Origin of the sequence: Nocardia sp. NPDC058114, assembly GCF_042884695.1 — a bacterium.
Classification (GTDB): Bacteria; Actinomycetota; Actinomycetes; order Mycobacteriales; family Mycobacteriaceae; genus Nocardia.
Genome location: NZ_JBHVTK010000004.1, coordinates 114724 through 138636, shown reverse-complemented (window position 1 = coordinate 138636; position 23913 = coordinate 114724). Strand labels below are relative to the sequence as shown.

The 23913-nt window shown below is 67.9% G+C and carries 18 protein-coding genes, 1 tRNA gene and 1 other RNA gene; 13 read left to right on the top strand and 7 right to left on the bottom strand.

Annotation, left to right across the window (positions count from 1 at the left end; genetic code table 11):
- The first annotated feature begins 245 nt into the window (after window positions 1–245).
- Window positions 246–1697, top strand: a complete 1452-nt coding sequence (locus tag ACFVVI_RS16750; protein WP_378994430.1) for a threonine/serine exporter ThrE family protein — start codon at window positions 246–248, stop codon at window positions 1695–1697.
- 39 nt (window positions 1698–1736) lie between these two features.
- On the opposite strand, the gene ACFVVI_RS16745 is transcribed toward ACFVVI_RS16750, so the two are convergent.
- From ACFVVI_RS16745 to ACFVVI_RS16735, 3 genes are all read right to left on the bottom strand, one after another.
- Window positions 1737–2165 (bottom strand): DUF5994 family protein, encoded by a 429-nt coding sequence (locus tag ACFVVI_RS16745; RefSeq protein ID WP_378638566.1) that lies wholly within the window; start codon window positions 2163–2165, stop codon window positions 1737–1739.
- A 263-nt stretch (window positions 2166–2428) separates the two neighbouring features.
- Window positions 2429–2513 (bottom strand) — tRNA-Ser (locus tag ACFVVI_RS16740).
- Window positions 2514–2580: 67 nt separating this feature from the next.
- The gene (locus ACFVVI_RS16735) at window positions 2581–3570 is read right to left on the bottom strand and encodes a hypothetical protein (RefSeq protein ID WP_378994428.1); all 990 of its coding nucleotides are present in this window, start codon (window positions 3568–3570) and stop codon (window positions 2581–2583) included.
- A gap of 153 nt (window positions 3571–3723) precedes the next feature.
- Between ACFVVI_RS16735 and ACFVVI_RS16730 the strand changes: the two genes are divergently transcribed.
- The 3 genes from ACFVVI_RS16730 to ACFVVI_RS16720 all read left to right on the top strand — a co-directional run bounded on the left by ACFVVI_RS16730 (window position 3724) and on the right by ACFVVI_RS16720 (window position 5859).
- A complete protein-coding gene (locus tag ACFVVI_RS16730; RefSeq protein WP_378638571.1) occupies window positions 3724–4290 on the top strand; it encodes a TetR/AcrR family transcriptional regulator in 567 nt (188 codons plus the stop codon).
- Window positions 4291–4316: 26 nt separating this feature from the next.
- Window positions 4317–4411: signal recognition particle sRNA small type (gene ffs, locus ACFVVI_RS16725), an RNA gene on the top strand.
- A gap of 164 nt (window positions 4412–4575) precedes the next feature.
- A complete protein-coding gene (locus tag ACFVVI_RS16720; RefSeq protein ID WP_387445941.1) occupies window positions 4576–5859 on the top strand; it encodes an aminotransferase class I/II-fold pyridoxal phosphate-dependent enzyme in 1284 nt (427 codons plus the stop codon).
- 40 nt (window positions 5860–5899) lie between these two features.
- Here ACFVVI_RS16720 and ACFVVI_RS16715 read toward each other — a convergent pair whose 3' ends face one another.
- On the bottom strand, window positions 5900–6706 hold the full coding sequence (locus ACFVVI_RS16715) for a methyltransferase domain-containing protein (RefSeq protein ID WP_387446171.1): 807 nt from the start codon (window positions 6704–6706) through the stop codon (window positions 5900–5902).
- Window positions 6707–6782: 76 nt separating this feature from the next.
- On the opposite strand from ACFVVI_RS16715, the gene ACFVVI_RS16710 reads away from it, so the two are divergent.
- The 3 genes from ACFVVI_RS16710 (at window position 6783) to ACFVVI_RS16700 (ending at window position 9817) form a co-directional block, all read left to right on the top strand.
- The gene (locus ACFVVI_RS16710) at window positions 6783–7361 is read left to right on the top strand and encodes an HhH-GPD-type base excision DNA repair protein (protein WP_378994424.1); all 579 of its coding nucleotides are present in this window, start codon (window positions 6783–6785) and stop codon (window positions 7359–7361) included.
- A 105-nt stretch (window positions 7362–7466) separates the two neighbouring features.
- The gene (locus tag ACFVVI_RS16705; RefSeq protein WP_378638579.1) at window positions 7467–8171 is read left to right on the top strand and encodes a hypothetical protein; all 705 of its coding nucleotides are present in this window, start codon (window positions 7467–7469) and stop codon (window positions 8169–8171) included.
- 365 nt (window positions 8172–8536) lie between these two features.
- A complete protein-coding gene (locus tag ACFVVI_RS16700; protein ID WP_378994422.1) occupies window positions 8537–9817 on the top strand; it encodes an ROK family protein in 1281 nt (426 codons plus the stop codon).
- A 61-nt stretch (window positions 9818–9878) separates the two neighbouring features.
- On the opposite strand, the gene ACFVVI_RS16695 is transcribed toward ACFVVI_RS16700, so the two are convergent.
- Window positions 9879–11501: a DUF2207 family protein gene (locus tag ACFVVI_RS16695; RefSeq protein WP_387445940.1), complete on the bottom strand. Its 1623-nt coding sequence runs from the start codon at window positions 11499–11501 to the stop codon at window positions 9879–9881.
- 278 nt (window positions 11502–11779) lie between these two features.
- Between ACFVVI_RS16695 and ACFVVI_RS16690 the strand changes: the two genes are divergently transcribed.
- Both ACFVVI_RS16690 and ACFVVI_RS16685 read left to right on the top strand, forming a co-directional pair.
- On the top strand, window positions 11780–12691 hold the full coding sequence (locus ACFVVI_RS16690; RefSeq protein WP_378994418.1) for a neutral zinc metallopeptidase: 912 nt from the start codon (window positions 11780–11782) through the stop codon (window positions 12689–12691).
- A 204-nt stretch (window positions 12692–12895) separates the two neighbouring features.
- Entirely contained in the window at window positions 12896–13942 is a 1047-nt protein-coding gene (locus tag ACFVVI_RS16685; RefSeq protein WP_387445939.1) for a neutral zinc metallopeptidase, read from the top strand.
- On the opposite strand, the gene ACFVVI_RS16680 is transcribed toward ACFVVI_RS16685, so the two are convergent.
- A complete protein-coding gene (locus ACFVVI_RS16680; protein WP_378994414.1) occupies window positions 13939–15216 on the bottom strand; it encodes an ammonium transporter in 1278 nt (425 codons plus the stop codon). The two genes, ACFVVI_RS16685 and ACFVVI_RS16680, sit on opposite strands and share 4 nt — an antisense overlap.
- A 66-nt stretch (window positions 15217–15282) precedes the next feature.
- On the bottom strand, window positions 15283–16107 hold the full coding sequence (locus ACFVVI_RS16675; RefSeq protein WP_378994412.1) for a hypothetical protein: 825 nt from the start codon (window positions 16105–16107) through the stop codon (window positions 15283–15285).
- 445 nt (window positions 16108–16552) lie between these two features.
- Here ACFVVI_RS16675 and ACFVVI_RS16670 point away from each other — a divergent pair, with 445 nt between their 5' ends.
- The 4 genes from ACFVVI_RS16670 (at window position 16553) to ACFVVI_RS16655 (ending at window position 23889) form a co-directional block, all read left to right on the top strand.
- A complete protein-coding gene (locus ACFVVI_RS16670; RefSeq protein WP_387445938.1) occupies window positions 16553–19021 on the top strand; it encodes a DNA polymerase III subunit gamma and tau in 2469 nt (822 codons plus the stop codon).
- 189 nt (window positions 19022–19210) lie between these two features.
- Window positions 19211–20425 carry an acetyl-CoA C-acetyltransferase gene (locus tag ACFVVI_RS16665; protein ID WP_379219863.1) on the top strand — a complete coding sequence of 405 codons (1215 nt, stop codon included), beginning with the start codon at window positions 19211–19213 and terminating at the stop codon, window positions 20423–20425.
- A 43-nt stretch (window positions 20426–20468) separates the two neighbouring features.
- The gene (locus ACFVVI_RS16660; protein WP_378994405.1) at window positions 20469–22625 is read left to right on the top strand and encodes a 3-hydroxyacyl-CoA dehydrogenase NAD-binding domain-containing protein; all 2157 of its coding nucleotides are present in this window, start codon (window positions 20469–20471) and stop codon (window positions 22623–22625) included.
- 190 nt (window positions 22626–22815) lie between these two features.
- Window positions 22816–23889: an esterase-like activity of phytase family protein gene (locus ACFVVI_RS16655; protein ID WP_387445937.1), complete on the top strand. Its 1074-nt coding sequence runs from the start codon at window positions 22816–22818 to the stop codon at window positions 23887–23889.
- Window positions 23890–23913: the final 24 nt, after the last annotated feature.

The following is a 23913-nucleotide window of genomic DNA, read 5'->3' as shown; positions in this document are numbered from 1 at the left end:
CGATTCTTCCATTTCTTCGCTCCAGCAGGCCCGTTTCGTGCTGACTCAGCACAACGGATGCGGCCCGCGCTGCCTACAGCACCTGGCGGCGACGGCCTACAGCACCGGATTGATCGACGACATCTGACCCTACGGCGCGACCTCGGACGTCGTCACCGTTCGGCTACCAGCGAATCCGGACCCGACACGTTGACGAACTGATTGCGAGACGGCGAAGGTGCTGCGATCGCTATTACCGTCGAGGTATGAGTGTGGACCCCTTGGCGGAAGGCGACGGCGCCACCATCCTCGAACGCCCAGGTCTGCGCCAGCGATGGTGGCGTTTGCGCAGGCCGTTCGTCCTGCCGTCACAACGGGCCACCGCCGACAACATCGTCGCCGCACCCACCCCGCTGCAACCGATCGACCTCGCCGACGACGCCGAGGTGTCGCAGGTACTCGACCTGGCCGTGCGCGTGGGTGAGGTCGTCCTCTCCGCGGGTACCGGTGTCGGTGACACGTCAGCGCAGGTCCGCTTCATCGCCTCGACCTACGGTCTGAACAGCTGCGATATCGACGTCACCTTCGACGCGATCCGTATCTGGGCCGACCGTGGACCCAGCCTGCCGCCGGCCAGCGATATGCGCGTCGTGAAGTACCGCTCGCTCGACTTCACGCGGTTGGCCGCGGTCGACCGGCTGACGCGCCGCATTCGCAGCCAGATCGTCCCCGTCGACCAAGCGCACGCCGCCCTCGACGAACTGATCTCGTCGCGCCACCCCTACCCGCGCTGGGTGTCGACGGCGGGTTGGTCGCTGCTGGCGGCGGCGATCGCGGTGCTGCTCGGCGGTGGGTTCGTTCTCGCCGCGATCAGTTTCGTGAGCACCGCGGCGATCGACGTGGTGAACCGGTACCTGCATCAGCTCGGTCTGCCGATGTTCTTCCAGCACATGGTCGGTGGTGTCATCGCCACGATCCCGGCCATCGCGCTCGCCTCGATCAGCGACCACTGGCGTTCCGACGCGGCGCTGATCGTCGCGGCGGGCATCACCGTGCTGCTGTCCGGTCAGCAGTTGGTGGGTTCGGTGCAGGATGCCATCACCGGCGCGCCGATCACCGCGGCCGCCCGCATGCTCGAGGTGGTGATGATGACCGGCGGCATCGTCGCGGGCATCGGTCTGGCCCTGCGGATCTCGACGATGATGGGGATCGCGGTGCCCGAGATCGCGGCCAGCGCGGGCCGCGACACCGATGATCTGGCGATCAAGCTGGTGGCCGGTGCGGTCGCGGCGATCGCGTTCGCGATGGCCTGTTACGCGGAGCGGCGCGCGCTGTTCGCGGCCGGGCTCAGCGGTGCGGGCGGCACCATGGCCTTCCTCGGCGCGCAGGACATCGGGTTCGGGCCGGTGGTGTCCGCCGGCCTGGCGGCCACGGTGATCGGCCTCGCCGGTGGTCTGATGGCGCGTCGCGCGCTCACCCCGCCCCTGGTCGTCGCGGCGGCGGGCATCACGCCGCTGCTGCCGGGTCTGAAGGTATATCGCGGGCTGTATGCCCTGCTCGAGGACGAAACGCTGCTCGGTTTCGGGCAGATCCTCGGGGCGTTCGGTGTCGGCTGCGCGCTGGCCGCGGGCGTCATCCTGGGTGAATGGTTCGACCGGTTGCTGAGTCGTCGTGGTGCGCCGCGCGACTTCGATCCGTCGTTCACCAGCGACCGATGAGGTAGATCGGCGAAGTTCAGATCTGCACGAGGGTGCTGGTCAGATCTGCACGAGGGTGCGTGGCCCGTCGGCGGCCGTGTCGGCGGGCGCCGGGTCCTGGATGCGTGGTTTTCCTGCCGCCCAGCGCATCTGGCTGCGCGCCGCGGGTGCCTCGGTGGCCGCGGGGATGACCAGCAGCGCTAGGGCGGCGCCGTTGCTGCCGACCACGTGCATGATGCGCGCGGCCTGGTCGTTGCGGGCTGTGCTGTCGCCGGATTCGCTGGTGGTCCAGTCGAATCCGAGCCGGGCCAGCTTGCCGATCCGCGGTCCGACCGCGGTCACCAACTGGTGCAACTCGGTCATCGGCTGGTCGGTTCGCGGCCACCAGGCGCCGTCGATCGGCCCGGTGGTGGCTGTGCGGTCACGCAGCATCAGCCGGATCGGCCCGGACGCGTCGCGCCCGATGCTCGTTTCAGGTGATGTGTTCACTTCGTTCTGTACTTTCTGATTTCTGTGCGATCGACGCGCTCGTGGCATCGACCGGCGCGATCCGAACTCCGGATCGGCGCGAAGGCTGGGTACCCACTGGACTGCGTCGGCACGCACATCTGTGTTGGGGCGGCGACGACGGTATGTGGGTGTGGTGGGGGTCTCCCGCACCATCGGGGCTCACTCTACGGAAGCCCACTGACAGATCCACCGATTAAACGAACAGGGCCCCGACCGGCGAACCGATCAGGGCCCTGCTGTTGCGGAGGATAGGGGATTTGAACCCCTGAGGGCGTTAACCCAACCCGCGTTCCAGGCGAGCGCCATAGGCCACTAGGCGAATCCTCCGTGGAGCAGCATAGCGGGTCGCAGGGGGTCGATGCCAAACCGGGCCCCCGCGACCGCTTCTGACCTGCTACTTCTTCAGAGCGGCCAGTACCTTGCGGACCTGGGTCTCGGCGGCGGTGCGCATGGCCGCCTTGTCGACGGTGCGCATCGTCGACACCTCGATCTCCACCTTCACCGAGATGTTGCTGTCGTGCGCGGCCACCACGACGGAGTAGTCGCTCGGGATGGAGCCGTAGGTGTGCTGCTCGCTGGCGTAGTACGCCTCCGTGCCGAGGCCGCTCACCGGGCCGTGGTCGTAGTCCTTGCCGGTGGTCTTGGTGTCGTAGCCCTTCCAGCGCGCGTAGTCGGACTCGGTCTCGCTCTCGGTCTTGAACTCGACCTCGAGACCCAAGGCCGCGTCGTTGGCGTTGCGGCCCGACTCCTGGTTCTTGGCGTCGCAGTCGTAGGAGCCGCCGCCGATGTACTCCGACGGGCCACGCTCGGTGTGGGTGGTCGTCTCGCGCGTGGACGACCACTGGTTCAGCACGGTGAGATCGACCAGGTCGCAGGCGTTCTTGCCGTCTTTGTAGACGTAGCTACCCGCCCACTTGTCCGGATCGGGTCCGAAGGGGTTGTCGTCGTCGACCTTGTTGGCCGTGAACGCGATCAGCCCGATCACGAGCGCGCCCACCGCCACGATGGCGCCACCGACGATCCACCAGACCGCCTTGTTGCCCGACGAGGGCGGCCGCGGCGGTGCGCCCCATTGCGGCTGCGGCGCTTGATAGGCGCCCGCTTGCGGATGCGCGTACTGCTGCGGCTGTGGGAACGGTTGTGGATTCGCTCCGCTCTGATAAGGCCCGGGCGGCGCGGTGTAGGGCTGGGGGTTCGCGCCGCTCTGATAGGGCCCGGGCGGTGCGGTGTACGGGCCGGGCGCGCCGATATTGCCGCGCAGCACTGTCGGGTCGGCTTGGGCGGGGTTCTGACCTGCGCCTTCGCCTGGTCGTTCCCACCATGCGACGGTGGGGTCGGACGGCGGCACACCGTCGCCGGGTGGTCGCTGATTCGGGCCGGTCACGATCGGGCCCCCTCTCCAGTCATGGGGAACACCGAACCCCCGCTGCCGATATCGGATAGATCGTAGCCAGCGTCACCGTCGGCGCGGCGGTTATACGGTTGCGTACACTCGAGTATCGACTGGTCGGATGCGGTCGTCGTCGAGGGATATGAGGTGGAACACGTCGTGGGTACCGCGCGAACGCCCCGGGCCAGATGGGTCGAGGAGGGCCTGGCCGTACTGGCGTCCTCCGGCGTCGACGCCGTGCGGGTCGAGGCGCTGGCCAAGCGCATCGGCGTGACCAAAGGCGGGTTCTACGGTTACTTCGCCGACCGTGACGCACTGCTCACCGCGATGCTCGACGTGTGGGAGAGCGAAGCGACAGACCAGGTGCTCGAACGCGTCGAAACCCTCGACCCGAAGACCAAGGCGCGCGTGGCGGGCCTGCTCACCTTCTCCAGCAATCGACTGCTCCCGATCGACCTCGCGATCCGTGACTGGGCCCGCCGCGACGACGACGTCGCCGCACGCCTTCGCCGCGTCGACAACACGCGAATGGCGTTGCTGCGCGAGACAATCGGCGTGTTCTGCGAAGATCCCGACGAGGTCGAAGCCAGGAGTCTGCTCGCCTTCTGCGCCACCATCGGCAGCCACTTCCTGGCCGCCGATCACGCGGGCCGCACCCGCGTCGAGGTCCTCACGCGCGCCGCCGACCTGCTGTTCGAAGACCGGAATCGCTAGTACCGCGAACAACCGCTACACTGGCCGACGGATCCCGCGCGGCGAGCATCCTGTGAACTCCCCCAGGGCCGGAAGGCAGCAAGGGTCAACGGGCTCTGCCGGGTGCGCGGGGTCCCCTTTAATTTCAGGGGTCCCCACTCCGACCGATCGGCCTACGCACCTTCGCAGCGTGCGAGCCTGATCCCGGCCCCGATACCCCGCCGATTGCGGGCAATCGCCGGGTAACGTTGCGCCTGTCAGCACGCATAGCGTGCACCCCCTTGCTGCTTCGAAAGGCTGCCCAGGATGCCCCGGCAAACGCAGATCGGTTTGATGAGCCACGAGGAACTCGTGTCCGAGCACGAGTCCCAGACCGCGAAATACGCGACGCTCAAAACTGAGAAGCTCACGCTGGATCTCACCCGAGGTAAGCCCTCGCCGGAGCAACTCGACCTGTCCTCGTCGCTGCTGTCCCTGCCGGGCGAGGGCGACTTCCGCGACGGCTCGGGCACCGACTGCCGCAACTACGGCGGCCTCACCGGTCTGCCGGAACTGCGCGCGATCTTCGGCGAACTGCTCGGTATCCCCGTCGAGCGACTGCTGGCGGGCAACAATGCCAGCCTCGAGATCATGCACGACATCATCGTGTTCTCGATGCTCTACGGCACCCCCGACTCCCCGCGCCGCTGGGTCGGCGACGAGCCGATCAAGTGGCTGTGTCCGGCCCCCGGCTACGACCGTCACTTCGCCATCACCGAGGCGCTCGGCATCGAGATGATCACCATCCCGATGCGCCACGACGGCCCCGATGTCCACGCCATCGCGACGCTGCTGGCGAACGATCCGCAGATCAAGGGCCTGTGGGCGGTGCCGAACTACTCCAACCCCACCGGTGTCGTCTACTCGGAAGAGATTGTCCGCGAACTGGTTTCGCTGCCCGCCGCGGCACCGGACTTCCGGCTGTTCTGGGACAACGCCTACGCGGTGCACCCGCTCACCGATATCGCGGCGCCGGTCGTCGACGTACTCGGCCTGGCCGCGGCGGCGGGCAACCCGAACCGTCCACTGGTGTTCGCGTCGACCTCCAAGATCACCTTCGCCGGTGCGGGCGTGAGCTTCTTCGGAGCGTCGCAGGCCAACATCGACTGGTATCTGTCGCACGCCGCGAAGAAGAGCATCGGCCCCGACAAGCTCAACCAGCTGCGGCACCTGCGCTTCTTCACCGATGCCGAGGGTGTGCGCGACCACATGCAGAAGCACCGTGCGCTGCTCGAACCCAAGTTCGCGCTCGTGCGCCGCATCCTGGAAGACCGCCTCGGCGCGTCGAAGGTCGCGTCGTGGACCGAGCCCAAGGGCGGCTACTTCATCAGTCTCGACGTGCTCGAGGGCACCGCGGCCCGGGTGATCGCGCTGGCCAAGGAGGCGGGCATCGCGCTCACCGCCGCGGGCTCGGCGTTCCCGTACAGCAAGGATCCCGAGGACAAGAACATCCGCATCGCCCCCAGCTTCCCGCAGCTGCCGGAACTGGAGAAGGCGATGGACGGACTCGCGACCTGCGTGCTGCTCGCGGCCACGGAGAAGCTGCTCTGAGATCGCCTGCGTTGGCGGGGCCTCGAGGCCCCGCCAACGCTCAGTGCGGTTTGGTCACCAGCGTGCCGAACAGGGTGACCGAGATATGGATGTCGCCGCGGTCCGCGCCTGCCTGCAGGTCGGCGAGGAGTTGATCGCGATCGCTCGCGGTGATCGCCCCGCGCAGGGCGGCCAGGTCCGCGATGCGGCGCACCAGCGCTCCCGCGCCGACCGTTCGGTCCTGCACCAGTGCGTGTGAGCCGATCTCCTCGACCACCAGGCCGGTGCCGCTGAGCAGCCCGGGGAGGCGTCGGCCCGAGAGCGGATTGGTGGTCGAGGAGATCAGGGTGTCGATCACCGCGCTCACCACCCGGGGGCTGCCAGGATGCACGATCGCGGTCGCCCAGTCGCAGTCCACCACCACCGCGCGCCCACCGGGCCGCAGCACCCTGGCGATCTCGGCCGCCGCCCGCGCGGGTGCGGTGAGGTGCTGGAACACCCGTTCGCACAGCACCGCGTCGAAGGTATCGGTGCCGAACGGTAAGCCGTAGGCATCGCCGGAGACGAAGCTCGCGCTCGACCCGGACTCGATCGCGCGGCGCTGCGCCGAGGCGAGCAGATGCGGATCCGGCTCGACGCCGATCGCGGTGCCGTGGGGCCCGACTTCCTCGGCGAAGGTGAACACCTCCGATCCGGTGCCCGACCCGATGTCGAGCGCGCTCTCGCCGGGCCGCAGCGCCAGCGCGGTGTGACTCCAGGCGCCGAGCGCGCGCATACCGGGTCGGGTGACTTCCAGATCATGGGCGTCGATCAGCTGATCCCGGGCCGCTCGGTCGAAGCGGGCCGGGCGTGGGGTGTAGTCGGTCATTCGCACCGCCAGAGTGGGAGCAGTCCTCGTGAGCATGGACTCAGAGGCTACTGGTGAAATGTGTCACGATGAATGTATGACTCGCACGCTGTGCCTCGCGCAGGAATCCGAGGCCGACGAACTGCTCAGCACCGACGATTTCGCGCTGCTGCTGGGAATGCTGCTCGACCAGCAGTACCCGATGGAGCACGCGTTTCGTGGGCCGCGCAAACTCGCCGAGCGCATGGGCGGATTCGATCTGCGCCGCATCGCCGAAGCGGATCCGGCCGAATTCGAGGAACTCGCGGCCACCCCGCCGGCGATTCACCGTTATGGGCGGTCGATGGCGCGGCGGGCCCAAGCGCTCGCCCAGTATGTGATCGAGCACTATGACGGCCTACCTGCGCAGATCTGGACCGCGGGCGATCCCGACGGCGCGGAGGTGCTGCGCCGGTTGCAGGACCTGCCGGGGTTCGGGGCGCAGAAGGCGAAGATCTTCCTCGCATTGCTCGGAAAACAGCGGGGCGTGCAGCCCGACGGCTGGCGAAAAGCGGCCGGATCCTATGGCGACGACGGGTCGCGACGCTCGGTCGCCGACGTCGTCGATGCCGAAACATTGTCGGAAGTACGAGAATTCAAGAAGCAGGCCAAGGCGGCGGCCAAAGCCTCGAAATGAATTCCTAGTTAAGATCTAGCTGCTTTTTTCCCTCGTCACGAGGGTGGATCTGCTCGAAGCTTGCATCTCGAACAGCTCCACAACAGATGAGGGATTGGCAGTTTTATGAAGATGAGGAAGTTCGCCGTTGTCGCGGCGCTCCTGACCGTGGCTACGGGCATCACGGCAGGCACCGTGAACGCCGCGCCGGCCGAGGAAGCCGCCCCGATCAACTACACCGCCGAGGTCGTCGACGATTCGAAGGCCGTCATCACCACCGATGCCGGCTCGCTGGTCGAAGAGGACGGTGTCTTCAAGATCAAGGCCCCCAACGGCGCCACCCTCGCGGGCACCCCCCTGAGTTTCCGCCTCGACGAGTTCGAGCTGCCGATCGCGGCCGAGATCTCGGGCAACACCGCGACCCTGACCCCGCAGCTGGATCCGGCCAAGGCTGTCTACAAGCCGGTCGCGCTGCCCTACGAGGACAAGGCGCCGTGGAAGACCGAGTACGAGCGTGAGCAGGCCGCCTGGAGCCGTCTGACCTCCACCATCTCGCTGGGTGCCGCGATCGGCACCCTGGTCGGTGGCCTCGGCGGCGCCGCGCTCGGTTGCGTCGCGGGTGCGGCGGGCGGCCTGGTCGCCGGTGGCGTGCTCGGCGCGATCTTCGGCGCCCTCCCCGGCGGCATCGGCGGCTGCGTCGTCGGCGCCACCACGATCGGCGCCCTCGGCGTCATCCTGGGTCAGATCTTCATCACCGCCCCGGTGGCGATCGGTGCTGCGATCCAGTACTTCTCCACGATCTCCGCGCCCTTCAACGCGCCGGCCAAGTAAGTCCGACCGGATCGTCGAAACCCTCTGCGGGAACTCGGTTCCCGCAGAGGGTTTCCCCCGTTTGTACCCATTGCGCCTGTCGTGTGCCCCCGCTGACCTGCGGCGATGATGTGCCTCAGCGCACAATTCGCCGGTTTGGCTTGGATGGGTCGGGATTAGGTGTTAACTTGATTGTTATGTCCAGCAACCATCTCCCCGCCCAGCGGGTCACGTACGTGACCGCCGCTCTGGGCTTGCGGTTGCCGTTGACGCGCGAACTGTGTCGTTCCTGCTTCTGCAGCTGAGCCCTTCAGGTTCGCGAGCTGCCACGCCCCACGTGTAGGCAATCCCGTTGGGATAACGGGATTTTTGGCAAGGAACTTCATATGTCTGCTCCCATCATCGATCGCCCCGTCTCCCGGACGGGCGCCGGTCGCCCTCGTGTTTCCCGCCCCGTTGTGCCGCCGGAGCTGCGGCGTAGTGACAACCCCGCCGCAGCGGTGCTGCGTACCGCGGCCTCCGGTCCGGTCTCGCGCGACAACGCCGCGCGAGCAACGGGTTTGAGTATCGCCACCGTCAATCGGCAAGTGGCGTCGCTGCTTTCGGCCGGACTGCTGCGTGAGCGGCCCGATCTGACCGCCGCGGGCGCGGTCGGCAGGCCGCGGGTGCCCTTCGAGATCGATCACGACGCCTACCTGACGCTGGGCATTCATATCGGCGCCGAGGCGACGAAGATCGTCGCCGCTGATCTGCGTGGCCGCATTCTCGGCGGGCTCGCCATCGCCACACCGCAGACCGGGCAGGAATTCGCGGTCACCACCGTCGCGCGCAGCGCCAAGGCGTTCCTGCAGCGGTGGCATCGGCGGACGCCGCTGTGGGCGGGTGTGGCCATCGGTGGGCGGGTGGATCCGCAGAGCGGTGTGGTCGACCATCCGAAGCTGGAATGGAAGGGTGCGCCGATCGGGCAGGTGCTCGGCGATGTGCTCGAGCTGCCGGTTTCCGTCGCGCCGCACGTCGAGGCGATGGCTGCCTCGGAGCTGCTGCTGCCCACCTTCGACGCGCGCAGGCCCGAGCCCGATACCGAACTTCCCGCTGCTCAGCACGGCAGCAGCCTCTACTTCTACGTCCGTGAGACCGCGGGCATCGCCGTCACCCTCGACGGCCGGGTACACACCCCGAGCAACGGGCCTGGGTCGATCGCGCATCTGCCGACGGGCTCCGATGTGCAGTGCACGTGCGGCCGGCGTGGATGCTTGGAAGTGACCGTCGGTGATCGGGCCCTGCAGGCGCGGGCTGTCGGCCGTGGAATCATCCCGGCGCACAACGGGACTGCCGGGACCACGATCAATGATCTGTATCGGGCGGCCGAGTCCGGGTCCGAATCGGCGCGGGAACTGCTCGCCGAGCGGGCGACGATGCTCGGACAGACTGTCGCGCTGGTTCGCGACATGCTCAACCCGGATCGAGTTGTGCTGGGCGGTCAGGCGTTCACGGGGTACCGGCCCGCGCTGGGGCATGTGGCTCGCTCGTTTTCGCAGAGCACGCAGTTGGCGGCCACCGATATCCGGATCAGTGGATTCGGGGGGAAGGTCCAGGAGTTCGCGGCGGTGGTTACTTCGCTGAGCGCGCTGTACGCGGACCCGTTGGCGGCCATCCGCCGGGTGTGAGAGCCGAGAAAGGCCCTGCGACTCTTCATGAGTGGCAGGGCCTTTTCGTATGCCGGGTCGCTCAGCGCGGGTTGAAGGCGCCTTCCAGTGCGGTGATGAAGAACGGGAACTGGGCGGCGAAGCGGTGGAGGTTGGGGTCTCGGTCGTAGCCGGCGAACCAGTAGAGGCCGGGTTGGGAGTCGGCTGCGGGGTTCATGTCGCGGAAGGTGCGGATCCAGTTGTCCGCTCGGCCGCTGATCACCGTGTAGGGGAGGGCGCGGGAGAAGATCGTCTCCTGGTCGATGGGCGGGATCCGGTCGCGTACGACGGTGTCGAGACCACGGTGCATCGCGCGGATTCGGCCTGCGACGGTGTCGCCGAGTGGGGTTCGGGTGGGGAGGTAGTTGGGGAGCAGCATCGCCGCTCCGCCTGCCAGGGCGATGGCGACGCCGACCAGGGCGTGTCCCGCGGTCAGGGCGAGGGTGACCGTGATGATCAGGCCGAGGGCGATCAGGGCGGCGCCGATCCAGCGGGGGAGCGCGCGCTGTTTCGGGTCGGCGAAGGCGCCGGTGGCGACGGCGTCGTTGCGCATGGCGGCGCGGATCGGGTCCAGTTGCAGGCGGCCGGGGGCGCGCAGTTCGCGGACGGCGACGGTGTCGGTGCCTTCGGGCAGCAGCATGTCGTAGACGGTGCGCTCGTATTCGCGCAGCTGGTCGTCGGGGGCGTTGACGCGGCTGATGCGCCAATCGTCTTCGCCCCGCGCGTTCACGGGGGTGATCCACAGGTAGCGCCGGACGGCGAGATCGACGACGGTGGCGGCGATGTCGACCGGATCGGCGTGTTCGTCGATGATCAGGCCGGCCTCGCCGGGGAGCACGCCGTCGGGGGAGGTGAACTCGACGCGGCCTGCCTGCTGGATCAGCGGATCGAAGGTATCGCTACCCGCCACCGCGGCGGCAGCCCGCTTCCGCGCCAGCAGTACGTAGGCGATCATGCCCGCCAGCGCGAGCAGGAAGGCGCCGAAGGCCGCGAGCACGGGGGTGGTGAAGGCGAACGGGCCCGTACCGCCGCCGCGCACATCGGCATTCGCGGGCACGGTGCCGGGCGGCATCTGCAAGGTGAGGTCGATGGCATCGCCCTTGCGCAGGTCGGTCTGGTGCAGATACAGCACGCCGTCGGGTTCGGTGTGGACATCGGCGCACGGCTTGGCATTGCCCGCGGAGCCGAGTTTGCAGTCGACGATGCCCATTTGGAAGCTCGGGCTGATCACCGAGACGTCGAGCACGGCGATATCGGCGTTGAGCACGCCCAGCCAGTGGAACACCTGCGTGCCCGGCATGTCGGAGACGGTGTTGTGCACCGTATACGTGAACTTCGATTCGCCCGGCTTCGCCTCGACGACGAACTGGTCGTTGACAGTGGTGGCGGTGCCCGTACCGCTCGCGGTCACATCGGTGACCTTGAAGACCCGTTCCACGTCGTCACCGACCTTGAGGCGCAACGGCAGCGACATCGTGAAATTTCCGTCGGCGGGTACCGCGACAGTTTCGATGACTTCGAGCACACCGGTTTCGGTGAGCGTGAGGTCGGCGGTGATCGAAACACCGGAGGTGGAGGGCTCCGTATGGGCTACCGGCGCGGCCACGAGCAAACCCGCCGCAGCGAGCAGCAGCGCGCCAGCGGCGCCCCCCCGAAAAGTCAGCATGGGTGCTTACTCTAGACAGCTTGCTATTCTGCGTCAGCGGCTGTCGACGACTCATGAGACGAGGGGGGTACGGGGGAGTGACTCAACCACCGTACGGTTATGGGCCGAACGGCCCAGGTGGACGACCGGTTCCACCACCCCCCGGCTATGGTCCGCCCCCGGGATACCGGCCACAACCGGGATATGGGCAGCCGGGTTATCCACAGCCGCAGGGCTATCCACAGGGTTATGGGCAGCGTCCGGCGTATGGTCCGCCGCCGGGTTACCGCCCGCCGCCGATGCCCTACGGGCCGCCGGGCAGGCCGACTCCGCCGCCGCGTAAGCGGGGCGGTGGCTTCACCTCGGCAATCCTGGTCGTCATCTTCCTGCTGGTCGGCGGGCTGGTGAAGTACGCCGTCAATACCGGCGTCGACCTCGGGATCGGCGCGATCGGTCCGAAACCGACCACTACCTATACCCCGCAGCCGGGGACCGCGCCCGCCGCGACCGGCGACAACCCGCTGCTCACCGACTCCGACGGCACCCTGGTCCCGGCATCGTGCAATTACGCGCCGTGGGGCACGCAGGTGGACAAGGCGCGCGCCTTCTTCGAGTCGGCCGCCAAGTGCCTCGAGTCGGCATGGAAACCGCTGCTGGCGGAGAACAATCTGCCCTTCGAGTCGCCGACGCTCAGCGTCACCGCGACCACCGACGGCATCACCACCCCGTGCACCGGGTCGACGAGCAACTTCGCCGCCTTCTACTGCCCGGCGAACAAGACCATCTACATGCCGATCAGCCAGCTGCAGACCGAGCAGTTCCGCGACAACTGGGTGGTGTACCTCTCGGTGTTCGCGCACGAGTACGGCCACCACGTGCAGGCCCAGTCGGGCATCCTGCGCAAGGCCAACAGCGAGCGCGTCGACGCGGGCGCCCGCTCGGCCAAGGGTCTGGAGCTCTCGCGCCGAGTCGAGTTGCAGGCCAACTGCTTCGACGGCATGTTCATCGCCTCCTCGAAGGGCGGTGGTTCGCTGACCTCCTCGCAGGTCACGGTCGCCACCAAGGATTCCTACGGCCGCGGTGACGGCCCCGGCGACATGCGCGACCACGGCACCGCCGAGCACGGTGGCCAGTGGTTCGAAACCGGCCTGGACCGCAACCTCACGGCCCAGTGCAACACCTTCACCGTCGCTGCGAGCGAAGTGAACTGAGGCACCCCGCCTCTCCGCGCCTGCCGGGCTCGGGCGCCACACCGGTAGCGTGAGCGGCCGACGGCGGGGCGCGGGGTGAGTCAGCCCGTTCCCGGTGAGTTACCCATATCCGCGCGTGACCAGTTGTCAGGTGATTTCATGTATCCCCCGCCTCCTCCGCAGCCGCCGTACGGTAGGCCCCTGCCGCCACCGTATGGCGGGCAGATGCCGCCGTATGGGGGACAGATGCCGCCTTACGGCAGACCGTTGCCGCCGCCTTACGGCTATGCGCCGCAGGGGTATCCGCCGCCGCGTCGGGGTGGTTCGGGTGCGGTCGGTGCGGTGTTGACGGTGTTGACCGTGTTCGGGGTCATCGGGTTGCTGGTCGCCGCGGTGGCCCTGTCCGATCAGAGCTCGCCGGGCTCGGTCGCCAAGACGACGCCGCCGAGTTTCACCTACAGCTCGAATTCGCCGGTGCCGACCACGAATCCGACGACAGCGCGCGCTACGACCACCGCGCGCACCACGGCGCCGACAACGACCAAACCGGCGGGGCCGCAACCTGTTATCGCCCTCGGTCAGCATCCGCTGTTCAGCAACGACGACGCGGGCCTGACGAACATGGACTGCGATCTGCCGCGCTGGTCGACCGCCGCGGCGGTGGCCAAGGCGTTCTTCGCGGCGGCTCAGGTGTGCCTCGATCAGATGTGGCGATCGAATCTGACCGCCGCGAATCTGCCGTTCCAGAGCCCGGGTCTGGTTGTCGCGGAACAGCCGTCGCAGCTGTCGTCGCCGTGTGGTGGTTCAACCAGCGACGCGTTCTACTGCAGTGCCTCGAGCACCATCTACATGTCGACGGAGGGGTTGGTGCTGCACAACACCCCGTATCCGCCGATGGAGGCGCTGTCGGTCTACGCCCACGAATACGGTCACCACATCCAGGGGCTCACCGGCCTGATGCAGGCCTCGTCGAACCAGCGTCGCGAGCAGGGCACGATGTCGGCGGGCGGGCTGGAGACCTCGCGTCGAATGGAGCTGCAGGCCAGCTGTTTCGGCGGCATGTACATCGGTTCGTCGGAAGCAGGCGGTTCGTGGACCTCGCAGGAGGGCTACGCCGCGGTGAAGCACAACTACAACCGCGGTGACGGCGACGGCCGCCACCGCGATCACGGCACCCCGGACCACAACGGCAACTGGTACAACCAGGGCTACTCGAAGAACCGCAATTTCGAATGCAACACCTGGTTGGCACCAGCCGACGAGGTCAGTTAGTTGCCGTAGTGGCCCTCGCCGAAGCGGCGGGGCGAGGAGCCGTGCACCCCTTCGGCGTAGGCGGTTTCGGCGTGGAGGGCGAAGTCGATGCCCGCTGTTTCGTCTTCCTTGCTCACCCGGAAGCCGATGATCTTGTCGATGCCCTTGCCGAGCACCCACGAGACCGCGAAGGCGTAGGCCGCGACCACCAGGACCGCGACGAGCTGCTTGCCGAGCTGGGCGAGGCCGCCGCCGTAGAGCAGCCCGTTCACGCCGCCGGTCATCACCTGGGTGGCCAGCAGGCCGATCAGGACCGTGCCCACGATGCCGCCTACGAAGTGCACGCCGACCACGTCGAGCGAATCGTCATAGCCCGCTTTGTGTTTCCAGCCGACCGCGAACGAACACACCACGCCGGCGGCCAAGCCGACCAGCACCGCGCCGAGGGTGTTCACCACGCCGCAGGACGGGGTGATCGCGACCAGACCGGCCACCGCGCCCGAAGCCGCACCGAACGTGGTGGGCCTGCCGTCGCGGATCTGTTCGACGATGAGCCAGCCGAGCATGCCGAGACTGCCCGCGACCAGGGTGTTCAGGAAGACAGCCGCCGCGGTGCCGGTGGCGCCCAGCGCGGAGCCCGCGTTGAAACCGAACCAGCCGAACCACAGCAGACCGGCGCCGAGCAGCACGAACGGCAGGTTGTGCGGACGCATCGCATCGATGTTGAAACCGATGCGCGGTCCGAGGACCAGCGCCAAGGCGAGGGCGGAAGCGCCGGAGGCGATCTCGACCACCAGCCCGCCCGCGTAGTCGAGCGCGCCGAAGTTCAGCAGCCAGCCGTCCGGCCCCCACACCCAGTGCGCGATCGGCGCGTACACCGCCAGCGTCCACAGCGGAACGAACACCATCCAGCCCGCGAACTTGGCACGGTCGGCGATGGCGCCGGAGACCAGGGCGGCGGTCAGGATCGCGAACGTCAGCTGGAAGGTGACGAACAGCAGCTCCGGAATGGTGCCGCGGACGGAGTCGGGATTGATCCCGGCCAGCCCGAGATGCTCGAGATCGCCGATCAGACCACCACCCGCGTCGTCGCCGAACGCGAGGCTGTAGCCGGCGACCAGCCAGACCACGGTGACCAGCGGGATCGCGATGAAGCTCATCATCAGCATGTTCAGCACGCCGGTCGAGCGCACCATCCCGCCGTAGAACACGGCCAGTGCGGGCGTCATCAACAGCACCATGGCGGTGGCCGCGAGTAGCCAAGCAGTGGCCGCCGGGTCGATCGTTGCGGGCACGGTAACTCCTTTCACGCGTGGATGCGTTGCGAGAAAGTTACCGAACACTCACCACGGATGGCGGCGCTAGCCCCGGTTTTCCTTGGCCAGCGCCCGCACGCCGCGCTTGCCGGGAACGGGCAGGTCATCGCCGTCGGCGAGCCACTCGGCAGTGGTGAGCCAGCGGCGCTGGGCATGCGCGTCGGCCACGTCGAAGAACAGGCGGCGGCCGCGATCGTCGCGCGCGTCGCGGGCGAGCACCGCCCAGCTCGGCGGCTTGCCCCGGTCGGCGGTGTGTTCCACGACGAAGCCCGCGACCAGCTTGCCGATCATGTTGACCGGCTTCTGCGAGACCCGGTTGCCGTATTTGGTGGTGTGCCAGCGCCGCGCCGGGCACAGCGAACCGGGGCTCGCGTTCGAGGCGATCCAGCCCGCGCGCTGTGCCCGTTCGATCAGCCACAGATGCTTGACCGCCGACGGCGCGATCTCACCCACCCGTTCGGCGATGAGCGTGCAGACCTCGGCATCGGCGAGGATATCGCGCCTGGTGGGGCCGATATCGTGGTCGGTCCAGTGCGCCGCGGCGAGGCGGGCCAGCACGCGCCCGAACTCGTCGATGCTGCGCTGGGCGCGACGGCCGAGCCGCTCGATCCGCTCGGCCTCGCGGCGCATCTCGTTCTGCGCGGTGAGCGTGCGAATGGCCGCCATCGTCGGCACCTGCCCGCGTTCGAGCAGTTGCAGGATGGCGTCGGCGGTCGCCGGGTCGGCTGCGGCAGCGACGGGTAACGAGTCGCGTTTGATGTCGAAGTCTTGTGGGCTGATTGCCCGGCTCAGTAGCCCGACTGCGGCGTTGTCGCCGGCGAAGTCGGTGTGGGCGAGCCAGGCGGTTGCGATGTCATCACACGACAGCACGGTGAAACGTTCCTCCGGTCGGTGCGGTGGGGGAGCGATCGGTGCGCGAAGGTTGTGCCCCGGTCGGGATGAGGGACCGGCCGGGGTCACCAACCTGATGAAGGTTTGGCCACCGAAGTTGCCGAGATCCACGGTAGCCAGGCACTTGCGCCGCTGTCACGACCGTTCATTGTTTCGTTACATCCGGTAAGGGGCCGTCAATCGGGGAATTGGTTTGGATTGCCGTGGCAACCAGTATCAACAGACTGTTCGATGGCGGATTCGCCACGTGTGTGGCAGTCGATAGCTCAGCCGTTGCGCCTAGCGGCACGCTTTGCACCTACGCTCCATACCGCGAAATTCAATGTGATTTAGATCACATCATTATCAAGGCTTCGTTACCGCGCGCGGGTACAGTGCCAGCCGCCGATAAACCCTGTCGGACACTCTCGGTAGCCTGTGGGTCGTGGCTCTGTACCGGAAGTATCGACCGGCGACATTCGCAGAAGTAGTGGGTCAGGAGCACGTCACCGACCCGCTGAGTACAGCGCTGGATACCGGACGGATCAGTCACGCGTATCTGTTCTCCGGGCCGCGTGGTTGCGGTAAGACGTCGTCCGCGCGCATCCTCGCGCGGTCGCTGAACTGCGTGGACGGGCCGACGTCGACCCCGTGCGGCACGTGCTCGTCGTGTGTGGCGCTCGGGCCGGGCGGCTCGGGCAACCTCGACGTGATCGAACTCGACGCGGCCAGTCACGGTGGTGTCGACGACACCCGCGAGCTGCGCGATCGCGCCTTCTACGCGCCCGCCGAGTCGCGCTACCGCGTGTTCATCGTCGACGAGGCGCACATGGTCACCACGGCCGGTTTCAACGCGCTGCTCAAGATCGTCGAGGAACCGCCCGCTCACCTGATCTTCATCTTCGCCACCACCGAGCCGGACAAGGTGCTGCCGACGATTCGCTCACGCACGCACCACTATCCGTTCCGGCTCCTGCCGCCCGCCACCATGCGCGGACTGCTCGGCAAGATCTGCGAGCAGGAGCACGTACCGGTGGAGGAGGCGGTGTACCCGCTGGTCATCCGGGCCGGTGGTGGTTCGCCGCGCGACAGCCTGAGCGTGCTCGACCAGCTGCTGGCCGGCGCCGGGCCCGACGGTGTCACCTACCCGCGCGCGGTCTCGCTGCTCGGCGTCACCGATGTGGCGCTGATCGACGACGCCATCGACGCGCTGGCCGCCGATGATGGTGCGGCTTTGTTCAACACGGTCGATTCGGTGATGGAAGCGGGCCACGACCCGCGCCGGTTCGCCGTCGACCTGCTCGAACGGCTGCGCGACCTGATCCTGCTGCGCGCGGTCCCCGATGCCGCCGACCGCGGCCTGGTCTCCGGTCCAGGCGACGTCCTGGAAAGAATGCGTGACCAGGCCGAACGCCTGGGCCCCGCCACCCTCACCCGCTACGCCGAACTCCTGCACGAGGGCCTCGGTGAAATGCGCGGCGCCACCGCCCCGCGCCTGCTCCTCGAAGTGATCTGCGCCCGCATGCTCCTGCCGTCGGTGTCCGACGCCGAGTCGGCCACCCTGCAACGGCTGGAACGGCTGGAACGCGGATTCGCGAGCGGATCGGCCCCCGCGCCCGCCCGCCCGGGGCCTGCGGCGGGTGAGTCACCCGCCGAACGCCCGGCCGTCCCGGCCTCCCGTGGCCGCCGAGGTGCGGAACTCCTCGCCGCCGCGCGCGCCGAGAAGGAAGCGGCGACCGGCGGATCGTCGGCATCCGGCGCCGCGAGCCCTGTTGTCGCGGAACAGAAGACCGCAGCCCCGGCCACACCGCCGCCACCCGTGACGTCCGCACCGAGTGTGTCCCCGACAGTGTCTGCACCCGGTTCGCCGACCGCACCGCAAGCATCGGCCACACCCGCTGCACCGCAAGCGCCGACCGCATCACCCGAGCAGGCAGCGCCGACGGCGCAGTCCGCGCCGACGGCACCGCCTGCGCAGCTCGAGCCCTCCGCGCCGCCCATCGATTCCGGGCACAGTGCCGTTGACATCTCGTCGGAAGGACTCGCTTCCCAGCGGCTCGCGGCAGATTCTCCCGAGGTCGAGGCGGCCCGTCTGACCGGCAGCGGCTCGCCTGCCGCCGACATCGACTCGATTCCGGAAGCGGTAGCACCGCAGGTGGATTCGCCGGTTCAGCCGGAACCCGAACTGGGTGAAGCCGAAGCGCAGTCGCGGGTCGAGACTGCTTCTGCGCAGGTGGAGCCGCAGGTCGGCGCGGCACCCACCGAGGATCTGGTCGGGATCGTCGATGCCGCGTGGCCGGAGATCAAGGGCAGGGTGCGGGAGTTCGGGGCTACCTTGCAGGCGCTGTTGTCGGGGGCGGCGGTGTCGCGGGTCGAGGGCGAGGTGATCGTTTTCGCGCATCCGGCCGCGCCGTTGGCGCAGCGGTTGTCCGATCCGCGCAATATCGAGGCAGTGCGTTCGGCGGTGCGGGCCGTGCTCGGGCGTGAACTGGATGTGCGCTGGGAGACCGGTGCGCCCGCGCCGCGACCCGCGCCCGCCGCCAAGGCCGGGCCCGCGCGGGGGCCGGGAAATCCGGAGGGTAAGCCCGCGGGACGCCCCAAGTTCTCGCGGCCGAGCCAGGCGGCGGGCAACCAGTCGCCGAACCGGGCGAACCGGCCGTCCGACGACGACATTCCGCCGCCGGATTTCCCTGACCTCCCCGACGACCCCGGCCCGGACGAGGGGTCCGAGTCCCGGTCCGGTGGCGATTCCGCGCGCAGCGCCGCCGTTCTCGCCCCGCCGACCCCGGAGGAAGAACGGGAGATGCTGGCCGCCGCCGCGGTGCCGGTGGCTCCCGGTGACCGTCAAGACCCGGACGAGGTCGCGCTGGCGTTGCTACGTGAACAGTTCGGAGCAAAGAGTCTGGATGGTTGACAGCCACCGTCCGTACCGCGTTAAGTTAACCGGAGTTCGCACACCACGGTAGTATGAACGGGTGGCCGGTTTCACCGGATGAGCATGGTTCTATGCTCCGCTGGTGTTTGCCGGGATTTGTACGGCGTCGAGACAATTGGTCGTGGCGTTCGTGCGGCCACCGCACCCCAAGGAAGGAAACACTCCGATATGACCACAGAGGCCTACATCTACGAGGCCATCCGCACTCCGCGCGGCCGCGGCAAGAAGAACGGCTCGCTGCACTCGGTCAAGCCGATCGATCTGACTGTTGGTCTGATCCAGGAGCTGCGTGGCCGCTTCCCGAACCTCGACGAGGACCAGATCTCGGACCTCATCCTCGGCGTGGTCACCCCCGTCGGTGACCAGGGCATGGACATCGCCCGCACCGCGGTCACCATCGCCGGCCTGCCCGACACCGTCGGTGGCTTCCAGCTCAACCGCTTCTGTGCTTCCGGCCTCGAGGCCGTGAACCTGGCTGCGCAGAAGGTTCGCTCCGGCTTCGACGACCTCGTCATCGCCGGTGGCGTCGAGTCGATGTCGCGCGTACCGATGGGCTCCGACGGCGGCTCCTGGGCGCTCGACCCGGCCACCAACTACGACGGCTACTTCGTGCCCCAGGGCATCTCGGCCGACCTGATCGCCACCATCGAGGGTTTCACCCGCGATGACGTCGACGCCTACGCGGTGCGCTCGCAGGACCTGGCCGCCGCGGCGACCACCGGCGGCTACTTCGCCAAGTCGATCGTCCCGGTCAAGGACATCAACGGCCTGGTCGTGCTCGACAACGACGAGCACATGCGTCCCGGCACCACCGCCGCCGACCTCGGCAAGCTGAACCCGGCCTTCGCCGGCATCGGTGAGATGGGCGGCTTCGACGCCGTCGCGCTGCAGAAGTTCACCTACATCGAGAAGATCAACCACGTCCACCACGGTGGCAACAGCTCGGGCATCGTCGACGGCGCCGCCCTGCTGCTGATCGGTTCCGAAGAGGCGGGCAAGAACTCGGGTCTGACCCCGCGTGCCCGCGTCGTCGCGACCGCCACCTCCGGTGCGGACTCCACCATCATGCTCACCGGTCCCACCCCGGCCGCCAAGAAGGCGCTGGCCAAGGCCGGTCTGACGATCGAGGACATGGACCTCGTCGAGATCAACGAGGCCTTCGCCTCCGTGGTGCTGAAGTTCCAGAAGGACCTGAACGTCCCGGACGAGAAGCTGAACGTCAACGGTGGCGCGATCGCGATGGGCCACCCGCTGGGTGCCACCGGCGCGATGATCACCGGCACGGTGCTCGACGAGCTGGAGCGTCGCAACGCGCGCTACGGCCTGATCACCCTGTGCATCGGCGGCGGCATGGGCGTCGCCACCATCATCGAGCGCGTCTGAGCTCCGGCCGACTTTCACTTCTCATAGGAGAGAACGAAAAACTATGACTGACAACATCATCGGCTGGGAGAAGGACGCCGACGGCGTGGTCGTCCTCACTATCGACGACCCCAGCCAGGGCGCCAACACCATGAACGACGCGTACCTCGCGTCGATGAACGCCACCGTCGACCGCCTCGAGGCGGAGAAGGACGACATCACCGGTGTCGTCATCACCTCCGGCAAGAAGACCTTCTTCGCCGGCGGCGACCTGAAGAACATGATGAAGGTCGGCCCGGACAACGCGGCCGAGGTCGTCAAGATGGTCACCGACGTCAAGGCCCCGCTGCGTCGCCTCGAGCAGCTCGGCAAGCCGGTCGTCGCCGCCATCAACGGCGCTGCCCTCGGTGGCGGCCTGGAGATTGCGCTGGCCACCCACTACCGCATCGCGGCCGACGTCAAGGGTTCGGCCATCGGCCTGCCCGAGGTCTCCCTGGGCCTGCTGCCCGGTGGCGGCGGCGTGACCCGCACCGTGCGCATGCTCGGTCTGCAGAACGCGCTGATGCAGGTGCTGCTGCAGGGCCAGCGTCACCGCGTGACCAAGGCCAAGGAAATCGGCCTGATCGACGAGGTCGTCGCCACGGTCGAGGAACTGATCCCCGCCGCCAAGGTGTGGATCGCGGCCAACCCCGAAGCGGCGCAGCCGTGGGACAAGAAGGGCTACCGGATCCCCGGCGGCACCCCGTCCACCCCGGCCTTCGCGGCGAACCTGCCCGCGTTCCCGGCCAACCTGCGCAAGCAGATCAAGGGCACCAACATGCCCGCCCCGCGCGCCATCATGGCCGCGGCGGTCGAGGGTGCGCAGGTCGACATCGACAACGCGCTGACCATCGAGGGCCGTTACTTCACGAGCCTGCTGACCGGTCCGGTCGCGAAGAACATGATCCAGGCGTTCTTCTTCGACCTCAACCACATCAACGGTGGCGGCTCGCGTCCGTCCGTCGAGGATGTGCCCAAGCGTGAGATCAAGAAGATCGGTGTCGTCGGCGCCGGCATGATGGGCGCGGGCATCGCCTACGTCTCCGCCAAGGCCGGCTACGACGTCGTCCTCAAGGACGTCGAGCTCGCCAACGCCGTCAAGGGCAAGGGCTACGCCGAGGCCATCGAGGCCAAGGCTCTCTCGCGTGGCAAGACCACCCAGGAGAAGTCCGACGCGCTGCTGGCTCGCATCACCCCGACCGCGGACGCCGCCGACTTCAAGGGCGTCGACTTCGTGATCGAGGCCGTGTTCGAGAACCCGGACCTCAAGAACAAGGTCTTCCAGGAGATCGAGGACATCGTCGACGCCGATGCCCTGCTCGGCTCGAACACCTCGACCCTGCCGATCACCCTGCTCGCCAACGGTGTGAAGCGCTCCGAGGACTTCATCGGTATCCACTTCTTCTCCCCCGTGGACAAGATGCCGCTGGTGGAGATCATCAAGGGCGAGAAGACCTCCGACGAGGCGCTGGCCCGGGTGTACGACTACACCCTCGCCATCAAGAAGACCCCGATCGTCGTCAACGACAGCCGTGGCTTCTTCACCTCGCGCGTGATCGGTACCTTCATCAACGAGGCCATCTCCATGGTCGCCGAGGGTGTCGACCCGGCCACTGTCGAGCAGGCCGGTCTGCAGGCGGGCTACCCGGCCGCGCCGCTGAAGCTCAGCGACGAGCTGAACTTCACCACCATGCAGAAGATCTACAAGGAGACCTCCGAGGCCATCCTTGCTGCCGGTGGTGAGCTCAACGCCGCGTCCGCGAAGACCGCCGAGGTCCTCAACACCCTGATCGACAAGTACGACCGCAAGGGCAAGCTGGGCGGCGCGGGCTTCTACGAGTACGTCGACGGCAAGGCCACCGGCCTGTGGGACGAGCTGCGCGAGATCTTCAGCTCGAGCCGTGAGCTCCCGGAGGGTGTCACCTTCCAGGACCTCAAGGACCGGATGATGTTCGCCGAGTCCATCGAGACCCAGAAGTGCTTCGACGAAGGCGTGCTCACCAGCACCGCCGACGCGAACATCGGCTCGATCTTCGGCATCGGCTTCCCGGCCTGGTCGGGTGGCTCGCACCAGTTCATCGTCGGCTACCCCGGTGGCCAGGAGGCCTTCGTGGCCCGCGCCGACGAGCTGGCCGCGAAGTTCGGCCCGCGTTTCGAGGTCCCGGCCTCGCTGCGCAAGTAAGTCGGTAGTTCCCGGTTTCGCACCGGGTCGGCGCCCGTCACCTCAACGAGGTGGCGGGCGTTCGCCGTTGTCGGGGCCAACCAAGAGTCCAGCTCGGACTTCGGAGGTGGTGGGGCGGCGACCGACAGTTCGGGTGGTGTTCACCTGGGGGTGTGGTGCGGTGGATAGCTTGTCGGTCATGGGACGTCGGGTGGCTGCAGCGGTTCTGGGAATTGTCGTCGCGGGGGGCGCGGTGCCGGATGCGGGGGCCGCGGTCGATGGCGTGCGGGTGCTGGGGGAACAGGTCGTGGGGCACGACGTCGAATTCGGGGAGACGGTGGTCGGCGGGCTGTCGGGCATCGACTATCGCGCCGACGCCGGTGAATTCGTCTTGATCAGCGATGACCGGTCGGAAAAGGGGCCCGCCAGGGTGTACACGGCTCGGATTCCAGTGGGGGAGACGGGTATCGGGCCCGTGAGCTTCACCGGCACGAAGCCGCTGCTGCGGGCGGACGGCGGCGTGTATCCGCCGAAATCGGTGGATCCCGAGGATATTCGGGTTGATCCGTGGACGGGGGACTACTTCTGGACACAGGAGGGCGAGCGGGCCGGTGAGGTGCTTGCCGATCCTTCGGTACGGGTGGCTCGCGCGGACGGCGGGTTCGTCGCGGAGCTGCCGATTCCGGAAAACGAACGGATGCGCGCTGATTCGGGGCCACGGCAGAATCAGGCGCTCGAGGGGGCGACGTTCGCGGCCGGTGGGGCGTTGTTCGTGACCGCGATGGAGGGGCCGCTGCTCCAAGACGGTCCGGGCGCGACCACGACGGCGGGGGCCACGACGCGGATCACCGTCCAGGCCAGGTTCGGGCCGGTGCTCGCGCAGTACGCGTACCCGCTGGAGCCGGTGTTCGCCGAGTCGCGCCCGGAGGCCGGGCAGGCGAGCAACGGCGTGACTGCGATCCTCGCCGACGACAGCTTCGATCCGACCCGATTCCTGGTGGTCGAACGGGCTTTCGCCAAGGGGGTGGGGAATCGGGTGCGGATCTTCGAGATCGACACCACGGCCGCGAGTACTGTGCTCGACGCGCCGATCGCGGGTGCTCGCCCGGTGGCCAAGCGGCTCGTCGCCGACCTCGCCGATCTGGGGATCGAGGCCGTCGACAACATCGAGGGAATGACCTGGGGCCCGCGCCTGCCCTCGGGTGAGCGCACGTTGGTGCTGGTCGCGGACAACAACTTCGCGTCCGAACAGCGCACTCAGCTGATCGCGCTCGCGGTGCGCTGAACCGCGGGTTTCGGACAACCGTTG